The 15,112-nt window shown below is 58.0% G+C and carries 14 protein-coding genes; 13 read left to right on the top strand and 1 reads right to left on the bottom strand.

Annotation, left to right across the window (positions count from 1 at the left end; all coding sequences use genetic code 11):
* Positions 1–118 precede the first annotated feature (118 nt).
* From CYA_RS10195 to CYA_RS13835, 11 genes are all read left to right on the top strand, one after another.
* Positions 119–1,219: a hypothetical protein gene (locus CYA_RS10195; protein WP_011430982.1), complete on the top strand. Its 1,101-nt coding sequence runs from the start codon at positions 119–121 to the stop codon at positions 1,217–1,219.
* Positions 1,220–1,266: 47 nt separating this feature from the next.
* Positions 1,267–1,734 (top strand): hypothetical protein, encoded by a 468-nt coding sequence (locus tag CYA_RS10190; RefSeq protein WP_011430981.1) that lies wholly within the window; start codon positions 1,267–1,269, stop codon positions 1,732–1,734.
* Between the two features lie 76 nt (positions 1,735–1,810).
* Positions 1,811–4,000, top strand: coding sequence for an argonaute PAZ domain-containing protein (locus CYA_RS10185; RefSeq protein ID WP_041438497.1), 2,190 nt, complete (start codon positions 1,811–1,813; stop codon positions 3,998–4,000).
* A 62-nt stretch (positions 4,001–4,062) separates the two neighbouring features.
* On the top strand, positions 4,063–4,254 hold the full coding sequence (locus CYA_RS10180; RefSeq protein ID WP_041438495.1) for a hypothetical protein: 192 nt from the start codon (positions 4,063–4,065) through the stop codon (positions 4,252–4,254).
* A 54-nt stretch (positions 4,255–4,308) separates the two neighbouring features.
* Complete coding sequence (locus tag CYA_RS10175) at positions 4,309–5,541, top strand: hypothetical protein (protein WP_011430978.1); 1,233 nt, start codon at positions 4,309–4,311, stop codon at positions 5,539–5,541.
* Positions 5,542–5,547: 6 nt separating this feature from the next.
* A complete protein-coding gene (locus CYA_RS10170; RefSeq protein ID WP_011430977.1) occupies positions 5,548–6,027 on the top strand; it encodes a bis(5'-nucleosyl)-tetraphosphatase in 480 nt (159 codons plus the stop codon).
* Positions 6,028–6,412: 385 nt separating this feature from the next.
* Positions 6,413–7,657, top strand: coding sequence for a response regulator (locus CYA_RS10165; protein ID WP_011430976.1), 1,245 nt, complete (start codon positions 6,413–6,415; stop codon positions 7,655–7,657).
* Positions 7,658–7,704: 47 nt separating this feature from the next.
* Positions 7,705–8,079 (top strand): response regulator, encoded by a 375-nt coding sequence (locus tag CYA_RS10160; protein ID WP_011430975.1) that lies wholly within the window; start codon positions 7,705–7,707, stop codon positions 8,077–8,079.
* Between the two features lie 206 nt (positions 8,080–8,285).
* On the top strand, positions 8,286–8,735 hold the full coding sequence (locus tag CYA_RS10155) for a chemotaxis protein CheW (protein ID WP_240527341.1): 450 nt from the start codon (positions 8,286–8,288) through the stop codon (positions 8,733–8,735).
* A 54-nt stretch (positions 8,736–8,789) separates the two neighbouring features.
* Positions 8,790–9,032 carry a hypothetical protein gene (locus CYA_RS13840; protein ID WP_011430973.1) on the top strand — a complete coding sequence of 81 codons (243 nt, stop codon included), beginning with the start codon at positions 8,790–8,792 and terminating at the stop codon, positions 9,030–9,032.
* Entirely contained in the window at positions 9,016–9,951 is a 936-nt protein-coding gene (locus CYA_RS13835) for a GAF domain-containing protein (RefSeq protein WP_148203205.1), read from the top strand. The genes CYA_RS13840 and CYA_RS13835 overlap by 17 nt, the downstream gene beginning before the upstream one ends.
* On the opposite strand, the gene CYA_RS10145 is transcribed toward CYA_RS13835, so the two are convergent.
* The gene (locus CYA_RS10145; RefSeq protein ID WP_011430971.1) at positions 9,948–11,141 is read right to left on the bottom strand and encodes an RNA-guided endonuclease InsQ/TnpB family protein; all 1,194 of its coding nucleotides are present in this window, start codon (positions 11,139–11,141) and stop codon (positions 9,948–9,950) included. The two genes, CYA_RS13835 and CYA_RS10145, sit on opposite strands and share 4 nt — an antisense overlap.
* 100 nt (positions 11,142–11,241) lie before the next feature.
* Here CYA_RS10145 and CYA_RS10140 point away from each other — a divergent pair, with 100 nt between their 5' ends.
* Together CYA_RS10140 and CYA_RS10135 are read left to right on the top strand one after the other, a co-directional pair.
* Entirely contained in the window at positions 11,242–12,336 is a 1,095-nt protein-coding gene (locus tag CYA_RS10140; RefSeq protein WP_049749775.1) for a methyl-accepting chemotaxis protein, read from the top strand.
* Positions 12,281–15,109 carry a hybrid sensor histidine kinase/response regulator gene (locus tag CYA_RS10135; protein WP_011430969.1) on the top strand — a complete coding sequence of 943 codons (2,829 nt, stop codon included), beginning with the start codon at positions 12,281–12,283 and terminating at the stop codon, positions 15,107–15,109. Before CYA_RS10140 ends, CYA_RS10135 begins: the two co-directional genes overlap by 56 nt.
* Positions 15,110–15,112: the final 3 nt, after the last annotated feature.

Raw genomic sequence — 15,112 nt, 5'->3', positions numbered from 1 at the left:
GCCGGCATATCCGAGCACTGCGCGCCTTGGCAGCCCCCTCGGCAAGCTAGGGGCAGGGGGGGTTGGCATAGGCCGGTTTTCCCTGCTCGAGCGCTTGGTGGCTGGAGGAGTGGATCTGATGCAGACAGGAGCGCGGCTCCCGAGGAAAGCCTGGACAAGGGAAACCTGGCGCAGGCTGAGGGGGCTGGTGCTGGCGCTGGTGGTGCTGCTGGGGATCGCCTGCTCTAGCCCCGAGGGCTCTGTGACCTCCCCTCCCGGACTGATCCCCCCTCCGCCCGAGCCGGGCAGCCAGTCGCTCCCCATGCCGGTGCGCACTCTGGGCAACAGCCGCTTTAGGTTGCTGGGTTTGAGGGTGGGGGTGGCCGGGAGCGAGGTTGAAGTTTTGCTAGATAGCGGCTCGGCAGGTCTGCGCATTCTGTCCTCGGCGGCGGGGCGCTTTGGCCTGGAGCGGACAGGGATCCCTTCCACGGTAACCTTCGCCGATGGCACGCAATTTCTCGGAGTGCTGGCTCGCGCTCCCTTCAGCTTGGGCGGGATCCAGAGCCGGGAGCCGGTCACGATTCAGTTGATCGACCAAATCACCTGTGTGGAGCCCCTGGTGGCTACCTGCTCCGACAACCTGTTTGGGCCAGGGCGCCCCTTTGCCGGGATCCTCGGCACCTCTTTGGACGAGCGCAGCCCCGATCGCAACTTGTTTAGTCCCCTCACCCGCCTGCCGGGCAATTTCCGCTCTGGGTACATTGTTCAGACAGGGGGGTTCGACTCTGTTCAAGGCCTTTTCACAGTCGGCCTGACGGAGGCCAACACCGCCGGCTTCAGTTTCCGGCAACTGCCCCAGGTGGGTAGCTTTCCCGATGGCACACCCATCTGGCGGGATGAGGCCCTGCAGGTGGCCTACAGCATTGGCAACACTTCTATTCAAAATGTCCTCAGCCCCACCCTATTTGATAGCGGCGCTTCCGACATCTTCCTCAACGTTCGCCTGTTGGGAGCAGCTCCCTTTCCCACCTCAACCCTACCCCCAGGCTCGGAATGGCGGGCTCTCTTGGAGGGAGCCTTTGACTACCGCATTCGGGTTGGCTTTCCGGTAACGCCCAGCCGGGATCGGATTTTTGTTAACGGCAACCAGAGAGTGCAACTGTTGGGCATGCCCCTGTTTTTCAACGCCGATGTTGCCTTTGATATTGAAAGGGGGCGGATCGGCTTTCGCCTGCGCTGAGGCCGATTCCCTCTTCTGAAGCCTCGAGTTAACTGCGGAGGAAAGTGATGGTTGCCCAAGGGATCCCTGCCCATCGAAGGACACGCCGCTGGCCCTGGGTCTGGGTTCTGCTGCTGTTGTGTTGGCTGGGGTTGGGTGCACCAGCCTGGCCGATTAGCTTGGGGGATCCCTTGCCGGAGTGGGCTCAGTCTATGCAAGTGGGGCGGCAGCGGCTACGCGGCGTGGAGCAGTACCAGGGTCAGGAGCAGATCCGCGCTTACGGCAACCAGGCGGGACGAGTGTTTTGGATTCAAATCGAAAGCAGTGCCGACCTGCCGCCGGACTACCGGGAGTACTTGGGCGAATACCAACAATTTCCAGTAGAAGTTGTAGCCGTGGTGCCGTTGCGGGCTCGACGGCTGCGCTTCCGTCAGGGGAATCGCGGTGCTGAGTGGCAGGTGGTGGGCATGAGCGGCCACTTTGAGGCTGAGGCGCTTAGCCACGACCTGGCTCCGCCCGAGTTGTTTCAGCTCTAACCTAGGGGGATCCCCAAGGCGCGATCGGGAAAATTAGGGCTTATTCTAGAGAGAAGCTTGAACTCAGAGGTTGCCAATGAGAATGCTTCAGCAGGAAGTTCCAGTTATCCTCAATCGCTTTCTTGTTAAGGAGCTAACTCAGGAAGACCTCACCTTTTATGAGTACGACTGTAGGCCAAACCCACCCCCGGAGCTAGGAGAAGAGCAGAGAGCTATCGCTAGGGTTTGCAATCGGCTAGATGTAATAGCTGCTCGTTTGGGAAGTCGCATTATCACGCAGGAAAGAGTTTCGCCCAGCCAGCTCAAAACACCAGAGTGGGAGTTGGAAGAGCGTGGGCTTAGGGTTCTAACCTGTGCCAATGCTCAAGAAAGAAGCGCCCTCGAAAGCTTTGAGCGCAAGAGGATAGGGTTGCGCCTTAAATCTCAGTACAAGAAAACTGAAGTCGAATGGATAGGAGGCGGCCTGCTCTGGTGGGTGACTGCTCAGAAAGGGGTAGAACTTTCCGGAGAAGGCTGGGAAATCCACAGAGGGAGAATGATAGATGTTGCCGTCGAACCAGACGGAAAGCTTTACTTAGAAGTCGATATTCATTACCGCTTCTACACGCCGTGGACTTTGCATGAATGGTTGGAAAGCTATCCGGACGTTCCAATCGAGATTGTGCGAAATACATACTTTGATGCGAACGGCAAACGTTTGACTTGGAAATATCTGGGTATTCTTTCTAACCAATCCCCACGGGAGATTCGGTTACCAGAGCAGAACATCAGTCTGGCGGAGTATCATTTGCAGAAGTACAATGCACTTGTAGAAGAAGTTGAGAGCTCTTGGGTAGTCGAAGTAGCATCAAAGGAAAGACGTTATCCCCATCTCTCCCGAAGGTTATCGCCTGCTTTAACCTTGGAGATGCTAGCCAGTCTAGAAGACAACAGAAGCCCTGGCGGAAAAGTTAGCGCCGCTGTTATCGAGTGCATCAGAAAAAGTTTGAAAGAACGATTCGAAGAGTCCGAAGAGACTGCGAGGACCATTATAAAGGAAGTCTACAAACTTTCCCCTGAGGAAATTAAGCCGCTAAAGACTCAAGGCTACATCCTGCCCAAGCCAAAGCTATTGGGATCGGGTCGCAGACCAGTTGAAAATCCTGCTCGGGTTAGATACCGGGGATGTGCGAAGGTAGGCGAGACCAAGTTTGCATGTCTAAACCTCTATGACGACAAGCGAGAGTACCCTAGCGAAGTGCTCAACTGCTTGCTTGAGGTAGCCCAAAAAAGCGGCGCGGAAATTGAAGTAGACTTCTATGCCACTCAGCAAGACTTGCCTAAGGGCGATCTCGCCCGAAAAAGGTTCTGGCAAACCTGGGCTGAGCAAGGGATCAAAACGGTTTTGGTCGTTATGCCTTGGTCACCCAATGAGCGCAAGCAAAGGATCCGCATGGAGGCCCTTGAAGCAGGGATAGCGACTCAGTTTATGATCCCTGGGGCTGATCCATACAAGGCTCTAAACGTCGTCCTCGGGCTTCTGTGCAAGGCAGCGTGGCAGCCGGTACTCCTGGAACCCCTCGACGATCCTGTAGGCCCTGAGCTGATCATCGGCTTCGATGTGGGAACCAATCGGCGGCTATACTACGGAGCCTCTGCTTTCGCTGTTCTGGCTGATGGGCAGAGCTTAGGTTGGGAGCTACCTGCTGTGCAGAGAGGAGAAACCTTCTCCGGGGACGCAATTTATCAAACTGTGTCCAAACTTGTCGATAGGTTTTATGACAAGCTTAGCCGATATCCAAGCAAGGTTCTCTTGATGAGGGATGGTTTAGTTCAAGGAGGCGAATTTAGTAGAACAATTGAGGAGCTAGAAAAAGAAAAGATTGCTGTGGATATTGTTGGCATACGCAAAAGCGGTACAGGAAGAATGGGGATAGAAGAAGGAAAAGGTAAGTACAAAGATGCCAAAATAGGCACTGTTGTTTTCGACTACTCGCGAAAGTCGTTTACTCTAATAACAAGCCAGCCCATTAGAAAAGGTGGGAACTCCCTCGGCAGTGCAAGACCTCTGCGAGCGATCCACGAGCACGGCAAGACTCCCTTGGAAGTTCTGGCTTTACAAACCTATCACCTCTCTCAACTTCATCCTGCCAGTGGCTTCCAAGCCTGTAGGCTGCCCTGGGTGCTCCATTTTGCCGACAAAAGCGGCAAGGAGTTCCAGCGCCTTGGCGATAACATCTTCAGTATCCTGCAAAACATAGATCGCCAGAAATTGATTGCCGTCTAGCAGGGTAGGGGGTTCTTCCCTGTGGGCCCTGCTAGGATGGGGAAGGGTTTGAGATGCCAACTATGTTTACTCCCAACGAGGTCTGGAAGACCTTTCTGAGCAACCCTGTTGTCTTCTGCGGGGGCTTCCTAAGCGGCCTGCTGCGCTTGGACATCAGGCAAGATCCGCTGCGGAGCTGGCTGGAGTCCCAGGGCTTGAGGGTAGAGGATCCGCCCGCCTCCACGCAAGGCCCCCAGTCTATTGCCATTGAGTAGGCATGGAGACAGGAGAGAGCCTCCCCATTCAGCCAAGTAGGCCAAGGTGAGCTGATGGCCCCCGGACAATCTGTAAGAAGGTGGCGACGGCAGGGATCCCTCTATGGCTATCTGGGCGGGGTTGTGCTTTTGCTTGCGGGGCTAGTTGGCTTACCCTCAGCAGATTTGGCTTTGGCCCAAGCGGAGCTCATTTCCTCGAGAGGCTCTGACCAGGATCCCCAGCTTTGGCTGGAGCGCTACAACGCTGCTTTGAAGCAACTGCCCCCTTTGCCCAACTTGCAGTACCGCCAGCAGGTGCGGGTTGAGGGATCCCAGACCTTTACAGCCACCCTGGATGTGCTCCGCCGCCGCGACGGCAGTTGGCAGGCTTGGGTAGCCGAAGGGGATCGCGTCCGCCTGTTGGATTCGCGGCAACTGGAAGCGGTGAACCAATCGGACTTACTCAGGCTGTATTCGGTGTACGTGAGCCGGCCCGAAGCGCTCCTGCCCTCGGTGAGCTTTCATCTAGAGGCTGATCCCAGCCGCTACCGCGTCCTCTCCTCAGAACGGGTAACTCTGGCGGGATTCCCTGTCCAGCATCTGCGTTTAGAGCCTCTCCAAGAGGGCCAGGTGCGGGAGCTGTGGCTGGATCCGGAGTCGGGGCTGCCGCGGCAGGTGCTCTTGTTTTTGTCGGGGGTGTGGGGACAGGCCTATGCCCTGATAGGGTTTGCGGCAGTGCCGGATCCCCAGGCAGGGGTTAGCTACTGGCTGCCGGAGAGCACCCGCATCAATTTGGCCTACGGGTTTTGGACGCTGGAGGGCCTGACCCGCCGCCTGTTCAGGGGATCCCTTTCCATCCGGCACGACTACCAGGACTACCGCATCCTGCCGGAGGGGGTGCAGCTGCGCTTTTTGCCCTCGCAGCCGCCGGTGGATGCGCCGCCGGTGGTGGCCGGCCTGCCGGAGAGCACGCCCCCAGTGGAGCTAGGAGATGTGCAGGTTTTGGGGGTGGATGAGCAGGGAAACCAGCAATTTAGCATTGGCCTAGGCCGACGCAGCGAGGCCAAGACCCCCTTGGAAGACCGCATCGCCGCCTTTAACCTCACCCGACCGGCCAGCCGCAACGCCCTTACCCAGATCGATACCCTAGCCTTCTTGCCTTTGGGGAGCAGCCAGTTGCCTATCTACCTCTTTCAATTCGACACGGGTCGCCCTCTCTATCCCCTGCAAGGGGTGGAGCGCCCGCGGGTGGATCCCAACGGGGTTTTCGATCCCAGGCCGCCCGCCATCAAACTCTTTGGAGACTAGCTCCCCATGCTGACCGATGCCGCCTACGGCGTAATCCCGATCCTGCCCCTCCCGCCCGCCCAGGGATCCCATCTCTACCTGCTCATCCAGCATCAGAAGGGGCACTGGGCCTTTCCCAAAGGCCACAAAGATGAGGGGGAAAGCGACTTGGCGGCAGCCCAGCGGGAGTTGCGGGAAGAAACCGGCCTAACCGACTACCAGCTCCTGACCCTGCCCGGCCAGCCTGGCCCTTTGACGCTGCAAGAGGCCTACACTTTTATAGATCCCGAGGGAAACGCGGTGGCCAAGACCGTCACCTACTACGTGGCTCTGCTGCCACCCCAGTTTCCTCCCCCTGAGCTGCAGGTGCAGCCAGAAGAGGTGGCCGCCTACCGCTGGTGCTCCTACCCCGAGGCGTTGGAGCAGATCAGCTTTGAAGAAAGTCGCCAGCTCCTGCGCCGCTGCCAAGCCCACCTGGAGCAGCTTTGGAAATTGGAGAAGACCTAAATTCCGTATTTTTACGGAAGAGGTTTATCGGGGTTACCTTTATCTTGTCTTGCAGGCTTTCCGTGGGAAGTTCCCGAGTAAGAAAGCCAGCAGACAATCTGAGGGCTAGCCTTCACCTTTAGAGATTGGCTGATGAGCAATAGTCATCGATCTCCCCAGGAGGAGAGTTTTTCTGAATACGAATTGAACGCTGAAACTGCCTTTGAGTTCGTGCAGCCTTGGCCGTCTTGTTGGGCTTGGCTCATCTAAAGATCTCGTCTGGGTCAGGGCTGGGCTTGAACTGTATTCTGGAAAGCATTTTTTCACCGGCTTGTGGGGTAGCTAAGACTTCAGTCGTGTCATCAACCTCAGCGCAGGAAATTGTCCGAGCACGTCCTCTCGACCCATGAACTGTCCCCCCGTCTGTACAGAAGTCTCGGCCCATCTGCTGAACGCAGAGGTCAGCTTCACAGGAGTTGTTCGGTATTTCAGTGCCTTGGACAAAGGGGAGGGGCTGGGCACTTGGTCATTGGTGTTTCACCAAGGTCGCCTGGGGTTTGCTCACCACAGCTTGGAGCCCTTGGAGCGCTTGGATCGCCACCTGCGTCGGCTCAGCCATCAAGTCTTTTCTCTGACTCGCCAAAATTGCCTACGTATCCATCGGCAGGTGGAGGCGCTATTGGCTCAGGAGACTGGGCCTCTACCTGCAGACCTTCTGGGGCTGAGTTGGATGGTAACGGAGCAACTGCTGCCTTGGGAAGCTGCGCGCAGGTTGAATGCTTGGATCGGCGAGGAGGTGCTGCAAAATCTGTTGCTGGTTCCAGGGGGCTTTCAGCAGGAGATCATCCCACTGGACAACGTGCCCACCCTGGGCCAGTGGGATGGGGGATCCCTGCTCGACCTGATCCAAAAGCGGCTACGGGCATGGCAATCTTTGGGGCCTGAGATCACCTCCCCCTACCAACGGCCCTACTTTGCCAGCCGGGCCCAGGCAGAACGCCTTCCCGCCGAGCAACAGGAACGGCTAGGCCGGTTACTGAAGGGGTTTAGCTTCCGCCAGTTGAGCGCCCTTCTCGATCAAGACGACCTCCAGATCGCTCGCCGCCTACATCCTCTGGTCAAAGCCGGTATCCTTGTCCTGCGGGATCCCCAACCCCCCTTTGATCGGCTGCCCAAAACCTACTCGGCCAAGCTTGAGACAGAATCACAGCCCTCAGAAACTCCCACCGTCCCTCTTCACCTGGCCAACGAGCTTGCAGATCTAGGCCCATCTCCCCAGGCCTCGAAAACCTGGATTGTGGCCTGTATTGACGACAGCGAAGCCATGCTCAGCGAGTTGCAGCGGTTGTTGGAAGGGCACAACCTGGTCATTCACGCCATCAGCGACTCTTTGAAAGCCCTGATGAAGCTGACCACCCTCAAGCCAGATTTGATCCTGCTGGACGTGGGTATGCCCAACGTGGATGGCTACCAATTGTGCAGCCTCATCCGCAAATCCTCCGTGTTAAAGGATGTGCCGGTGGTGATGGTCACAGGCCACAAAGGTCTGATCGATCGGGTGAAGGCGCGCCTGGCCGGTGCCACCGATTACCTGACCAAGCCCTTTCGGCAGGAAGAATTGCTGCAGATGGTGTTTCGCTATCTCAGCTAGGGATCCCTCTAAAGGTTCGTCGAAAAAGAGGTAAGGAGATGTCGATCATGGTGAAAGTTCTTGTGGTGGAAGATGTGGCCTCGGAGCGACAGCTCATCAGCGATTACCTCCGCTCAGAAGGCTATCAGGTGGTAGCGGTGGCCAACGCCCAAGAGGCATTGCAGCAGATCCGCAACGACAAACCCGATGTGGTGCTGACGGACTTGGTCATGGAAGGCATGAGCGGGCTGGAATTGTGCCGCCAAATCAAGAAAAACCCGGAAACCCAAAAGTTGCCCGTTGTGGCCTGTACTTCTAAAAATCAAGAGCTGGACAAACTCTGGGGCATGAAGCAAGGGATCGATCTTTATCTGACCAAGCCTTTTACCCGCGAAGACATTTTGCGGGCCGTGAAATCAGTAGTGCTCAGCGCGAGCTCATGATTTTTGCCACTCCTGTCCTTGCTGAGCTGCGCCTCCAGTTAGGATCCCTGTGATTATCACGAATTGTTCTTAGGAGATGTCTTAGAATTGGCAGAGCGAGAACGGCAATGGCGGTAGCTTTCTCCCCACACAGCCCTACTTCTACCCGTACCGGCGAGCTGTACTTACATCTACAGTTGGGGGTAGACTGTCGGGCCCTTTTGCCCATGGCATTTGCCCAGGAAGCTCTAATTGTTGGCCCGCACCACTTTACCCTTCTCCCCAACCAGCCCGCATGGGTGCTGGGCTTGTTCAACTATCGCAATCGCATTCTCTGGGGACTGGATCTGCCGCAATTTCTCGGCCTAGAGCCCTTGGACTTTGGGCAGCCCGAACACCACTTGGTGGTGATGCGCCCAGAATTTGGGGGCTCTGCATCGCCAGTGCGAACAGGCTTGGGCCTGGCAACCCAACACGTGAAAGGAGTAGCTCGAGTGCCCGCCGAGGAGATCCAACCCTTAACAAAAGCCCAGGCAGCACAAAACAACTTTCGACTGGAGAACTTCTACGACTCTTGCAAAGGGCTGGTGTTGGAAGGGGATGAGCCTCTCTGGGTGCTCGACCCTCTTGCCATTGTCCAAAAGCTCAACTCAGTTGATTCCTCGGCAAACCCTTGATCTTGATCTTGGCGACCTTTTCCCTGACTTACCCTCACTTAAAGGCAAAATTCTATGGTTTCCTTCCGTCCCCTCTTTCTCAGGCCTGCTCCATCTTCCCGGCCCCAACGCAAAGTCGCGGGATCCCGCCTGGCCCTGGCAATCAGTTTTCCTCTGGGCATCAGCTCCCTGCTGTTTGCCGTCTCTGCCGGCAGCGTAGCCCGCACCTATTTCGAGTTCGAGCCGGCGATCTCGCGGCAGTTCACCCTGCAAAACCTGAGCGATCAGGTGATCTATTCAGGTGATCTATTTGGATGAAGTCTTGACCATGTCTGCCCGCATGGCCGCTGCCAGCGGGGATCTGTCCTGGGAAGAGCGCTACAACATCCATGTCCCTCAGTTGGATGAGGTGCTGGCGGAGATTCAGCAATTGGATCCCGCCTCTTACGAAGCCTATGCAGCCAAAACCACAGCAGCCAACATCAAGCTGGTGGAGTGGGAAGTGCAGGCTTTTGATCTGATTCGGGCCGGCGAGCAGGAACGGGCTTTCAACTTGCTGCACAGCCCTGAGTACGAAGAGCAAAAGCGCATCTACGCCGAAGGGATCAACCAAACCCTGGAGGCCATTCGCAGCAACATTCAGGCCAGCGTCCAGCTTTACGAGCAAGATCTGCTGCAGGCTTTGATCTTTTCCGGCATCAGCTTCCCGATTCTGCTGCTGAGCTGGGGGATCATTTTGATCCTGGTGCGCAACTTTGTGCGGGAACGCAACGCCACCTACGAGCGACAAGTTTCCGACACCCGACTGGCCCAGCGGTTTGCCGATATTGCCCGGATTCGCCAAGAGCAAGAGCTGATCGATCCCCTAACTGACTTGTTGGGCGAGATGCGCCAGCGCTTCGATGCCGAACGAGTGGCCTTCTATCGCTTGACCGCTCCCGAAGAGGCGCAGGTTATCGCTGAATCTCACGACAGCCGCCTGCCCGACACCTTGGGCACCCTCCTCCGCAGGATCCCGGCTCCGATCCAGCAGGCTCTCCACGGCGGGCAAGTTTACGCTTTTGGCCCGGTGCCTAGGCCAGATCTGGGCGCCGACTACCTGCAGAGGCTGGCCACAGCCCAACTGAAAGCCGAGATGATAGCGCCGGTGGTGCGTGGCGATGAGCTTTACGGTTTTTTGGCAATAGGCCGCGCCCAAAGCCAGAGCTGGTGTAAACTACCCGGCTCCGACCGCTAAGCGGTACGGAGCGGGCTTTCAGTAGCCCTGAGCCTGTTCTGCTCTACCAGAGAACAAAACAAGCCCGGACCTCTAGGCTGGTTTACGACAGCCCCCAAGAGCGCAATTACGTTTGCACCATTCAAGTCCGCATCTCCTTCCCATCCACAGTGCCCACACTTAAACGACTTGCCATTGCGGTAGGATTGCGCAGGATCGGGATGGATGTGTAAACACTTGTGACAGGTCTGCGACGTGTAAGCAGGCGGCACAAGAATCAGAGAAACCCCTGCAACCCTCGCCTTGTACTCCAGAAACTGACGTAGTTGGTAGAACGCCCAACTGTTGGTCCTACGCCGCTCGGCTTTGCTGCGTGGCTGTTGATTGACCCTTTCCCGGATCCCTGTCAGGTCTTCCAGAGCAATAGCGCTGTTGGTAGCTTTTGCCCTAGAGACAATGGCTTTGGAGATGCGATGATTGACCCACACTTGAAAGCGTCTCTCCTTGCCAGACAGCCGTTGCAACAGTTCTCTGCATCTGCGCCGCGAACTGCGTGTGCCCTTACTGGCTTTGCGTTGGAGTACCGCCCTCAACCGGGAGTAGTGGTCTCGGACTCTGTTCAACTGCTGTCCATTCCAGTTGTCCCCCTCTGACGTATGGGCAATATCTGTCCTCCCCAAGTCCACCCCGATCACCTTGTCGGTATCTTGTTGCTTGGGTGGTTTTTTCTCTACGCAAATCTGGATGTAGTAGGAGCCATCCTTCCGCTGGACTAGGGTGGCCGATTTGGGGTTAGAGCCAGCCAGCATTCCCCTCTGGTAGTTACCAATGGCTAGCTCAAAGCGTTCTCTCCCTTCCACCGTGGTCAGCGACACCGTCCAGTCTTTCTCGCGGAATGAAAAGATACGTGCGTCGTAGGTAACGAACCCACGCTTGAACTCTTTAACCGGACGGTTGCGCTGTCTCGCCACTTTGCGAGCGCCTGCCACCCGTCTGCACACCTGCTGGGCCAAGTTGCTGGACAAGCCGAATCGGGCGCGAATCTCGTAGTAGCAAAGGGATTGCAGTTTGACCGCGTTGACGATCTTCTCCGGCGTGTTCTGGTTGACCCAGTTCAAGGCTTGGCCAAAAGCCTCCATCGTCGCGTCCAATTTGGCGGCTTGCGACTGGGCTACCTTGAGCTTACAGGAGACGGTCAGGACTTGGCTCATAAGTTCATTGTACTTCATCAAAGCGCATTCCTCCCGGCACTGACCCTACGGGTACAGTGCGGGGCTCCTGCGATTTCTAGCTGACGAAGAACAGAAAACCTTGGCAGAGCTGGCCAACCGCCTGGGTCAAGCTTTGGGTAACCTGGGGGCGCTGGAGCAAAAAGCCGTGGCCGCCCAGGAACGGGAGCGGTCGGAAGCGCTGCAAAGAGAGCTGCTGCAGCTTATCAGCGAGGTCACAGAAGCCTCGCGGGGGGATCTCACGGTGCGGGCGCAGCTAACAGCCCGACAAGTTGGCATCATGGCGGACTTTTTCAACGTCATTATCGAGAGCTTGCGCGACATCGTGATTCAAGTGCAGCAGGCCGCCGGTCAAGTCAACCAATCGATTGGTCGTGACGAGGCAGCCATTCGCGAGTTGGCCGAAGCCGCTCTCCGACAGGCCACCCAAATCGAAGAGACCTTGCGCTCTGTCGAGCAAATGACGCTCTCAATCGAGGAGGTAGCCGATAAAGCCCAACAGGCCGCCACCGTTGCCGAATCTGCCGCCGCCACGGCCATCAACAGCAGCTTGACTATGGATCGCACAGTGCAAAACATCCTGCAACTGCGGGAAACGGTGGCCGAAACGGCCAAGAAGGTGAAGCGGCTGGGGGAATCTTCCCAGCAGATTTCCAAGGTGGTGTCCTTGATCAACCAGATTGCGCTGAAAACCAACCTCTTGGCGGTGAACGCCAGTATCGAGGCAGCCCGTGCCGGCGAAGAAGGGCGAGGTTTTGCGGTGGTCGCCGAGGAAGTCGGGGCACTGGCGGCCCAGTCGGCAGAAGCCACCCGCGAGATCGAGCGCATTGTGGAAGGGATCCAACGGGAAACCGGCGAGGTGGTACAGGCGATGGAAACCAGCACCGGCCAGGTGGTGGAGGGAACCCGCTTGGTGGAAGCAGCCAAGCAGAGCCTGGGACAAATTGTGGAAGTCTCGCGGCAGGTGAACCAGCTCTTTCAGGCCATTGCCCGCTCCACCGATGCCCAGGCAGATGCATCTCAAACGGTGCGCCAGTTGATGCAGCAAATCGCCAACATTGCCGCCCAGACGGCGGCAGCCTCGCAGCAGGTGGCCAACTCTCTCCAGGCTACGGTGGCGGTTGCCCGTCAGTTGCAGACTTCTGTGTCCACCTTCAAGGTGGGGGAGGCGGTTTAGCATAGGGCCGAATCCCACTTCCCTCGACCCACGCGAGTGGCAGGTTAGGCTGCAGTTTTTGGACGAAGCCCAGGCTTACCTCGACACCCTGGAGGCAGGGGTGTTGGGCCTGGGATCCCAGAGTTTGGATCGCCCCCGTTTGGATCGCTTGCTGCGGGCTGCTCATTCCATCAAGGGCGGGGCGGCCATGATGGGCTTTCCGGTGCTTAGCGACTTGGCCCATCGCCTGGAAGATGGTTTCAAGATCTTGCAGGTGGATCCCCAAAAAGCCGACCCCGCAGTGGAGCGCAACCTCTTGGCGGCGTTGGATTGCATGCGCCAAATAGCCCAGCAGCACCGCCAGCAGCGGCTTTTGGACGAATCTTGGCTGGCAGAGCGGGTGCAGCCTCTTTTCGATCAATTGCGAGAGCAGTTGGGAGAGTTGCAGCCTGAGGACAACGTCCAAGTCCTGGCAGCAGAGGCCGGGGGCGATATGCGGGTGCTGCTGTTTGCAACCGAGGTGGAGGCCTGTCTGCAGCGGTTGGAAGGTGTGCTGGCCCACCCCGAGCAGCCCTGTTTGCGGGAGGAGTTTCTCATTGCTGCCCAAGAGCTGGGGGCGTTGGGGGAAATGTTGGATCTGCCTGCCTTTGCCACCCTGTGCGGCTCAGTAGTCCAAGCTCTGGAGACGCTGCCGCCAAATGCCAAGGAGCAGGTGTTGCCCGTTGCTCAGGCGGCTTTACAAGCTTGGCGACGCTCGCAGGCCCTGGTGCTGGTCGGTCAGGTCGCTCTTCTCCCCAGCTCCTGGGATCCGGCAGAGCCTCCAGTTTCCCCCCCGCCAGAAGCCCCTCCCCCTGCAATGGCAGGAGCCACCGAGCTGCCGGATTCGATTCCAGCCGGGGCCAAAAGCGCTGCCGAGATGCTACGGGTGCCGGCTCGCCCTCTGGAACAGTTGGGGGAGCTGTTGGGAGAGCTCATAGGGGAGCGCAACCGCTTAAACAGTCGCCTGCAACGGCTGCGGGAGCTGGTCAGCTTGTTCAAACGGCGGGTTCGCACTCTAGAAGAAACCAACAGCCGCCTGCGCAGCAGCTACGACCGCGTCGCTGCCACCGTGCCTGCTTCTGTGCTCTTGAAAAAAGAAGGGGATCCCGGCCTGACCTTGGCCGATACCTTTGACCTCTTGGAGATGGATCGCTATGGAGAGATGCACCTGCTGACCCAAGAGGTGATGGAAACCGTTGTGCAAATTGATGAGGTAACCCACGATATCGACACCACCCTGCAGGAGACCGAAGGCAGCGCCCGCCAGCTCAGCCGCCTCTCCAGGCAAATGCAAACCCGTCTCGACCAGGTGCGCATGCAGCCTCTATCGGATTTGACGGATCGCTTCCCCAGAGCGCTGCGGGAGCTGAGCTTAGCCCATGGCAAGCCCGTGGAGCTGCGGGTCTTGGGGGGATCCACCCTAATCGAGCGCTCGATTTTGGAGGCCTTGGCGGATCCCTTGTTGCACTTGGTGCGCAACGCCTTTGACCACGGCATCGAGGCTCCAGACACCCGCCTGGCCCAGGGCAAGCCGGCCAAGGGCCTCATCGAAATTGCCGCCAGCCAACGGGGCAACCGCACTCTGATCACGGTGCGAGACGATGGGGCAGGGATCTGTCTGGATAAAATCCGGGCCCGCGCCTTGCAGATAGGGTTTTCCGCTGCCGACCTGGCTGAGGCCAGCTCCCAGGAGCTGCTGGAGTTGATCTTCCAGCCGGGCTTCAGCACCGCCGAGCGAGTCAGCGAGCTATCTGGACGGGGAGTGGGTCTAGACGTGGTACGCACCAACCTGCAACGAATTGGCGGCCAGGTGCAGGTGGAATCTTGGCCGGGACGGGGCACGCTGTTTACCCTCACTCTGCCCGTTTCTTTGAGCGTCACCCGCGTGCTGCTGACAGAATGCCAGGGGTTGATGTTGGCTTTTCCGGCCAACGCAGTGGAAGAATTGCTTATCCCCCCGCAGTTGCCTGCCGATTCCTTTCTCTGGGAAGGGGAGCAGATCCCTTTAATTCCTGTGGGTCACTGGTTTCGCTTCGCGCGCTGGCAGCCTCGCCGGGAAATTGACGAGACCCCCCTTCTCGACCGACCTGTGGTGCTGCTGGTGGTAGAAGACAACCGGCCCTATGGCCTGTTGGTGGATCGCTTTTGGCGGGAGCAAGAGGTAACTCTGCGCCCGGTGGAGGGAGGTCTGCCTCTGCCGTCGGGATTCTCCGGCTGTACGGTTTTGGCCGATGGGCGAATCGCTCTTTTCGTGGATCCGCCTGCCCTCTTGAGCTGGCTGCTCGCCCAGCGGGATCAGCCCTGTCAGTCGGCAAGGGATCCCCTTCCCCAGCCCAGGTTTGCCGCCCAGCCCACCCTGCTGGTGGTGGAAGATTCGGTCAACGTGCGCCGCTTCTTGGCCATGACCCTAGAAAGAGCAGGGTTCCGGGTTGAACAGGCTCGCGACGGACAAGAGGCCCTCGAGCACTTGCAGAGAGGAATTCCCATCCGAGCGGTGATTACCGACATTGAAATGCCGCGGCTGGATGGCTTTGGCTTGCTGGCCCAGATTCGTGCCCACCCCCTGTATGACCAGCTTCCCGTGGTCATGCTCACCTCCCGCAGTGGCGAGAAACACCGCCAACTGGCCCAGCGGCTGGGAGCCAGCGCCTACCTCTCCAAGCCCTTCCAGGAACAGGAGCTGATCCAAAAGCTGCGGCAACTGCTGCAACCAGCCTCTTCGGCACCTTCCACCGGCGTTTTGATGGCGAGGTAGTCC

This window comes from Synechococcus sp. JA-3-3Ab (assembly GCF_000013205.1).
Lineage (GTDB): Bacteria > Cyanobacteriota > Cyanobacteriia > Thermostichales > Thermostichaceae > Thermostichus.
Note: the sequence above shows the minus strand (reverse complement) of the source record. Positions and strands in the feature narration are given on the sequence as shown.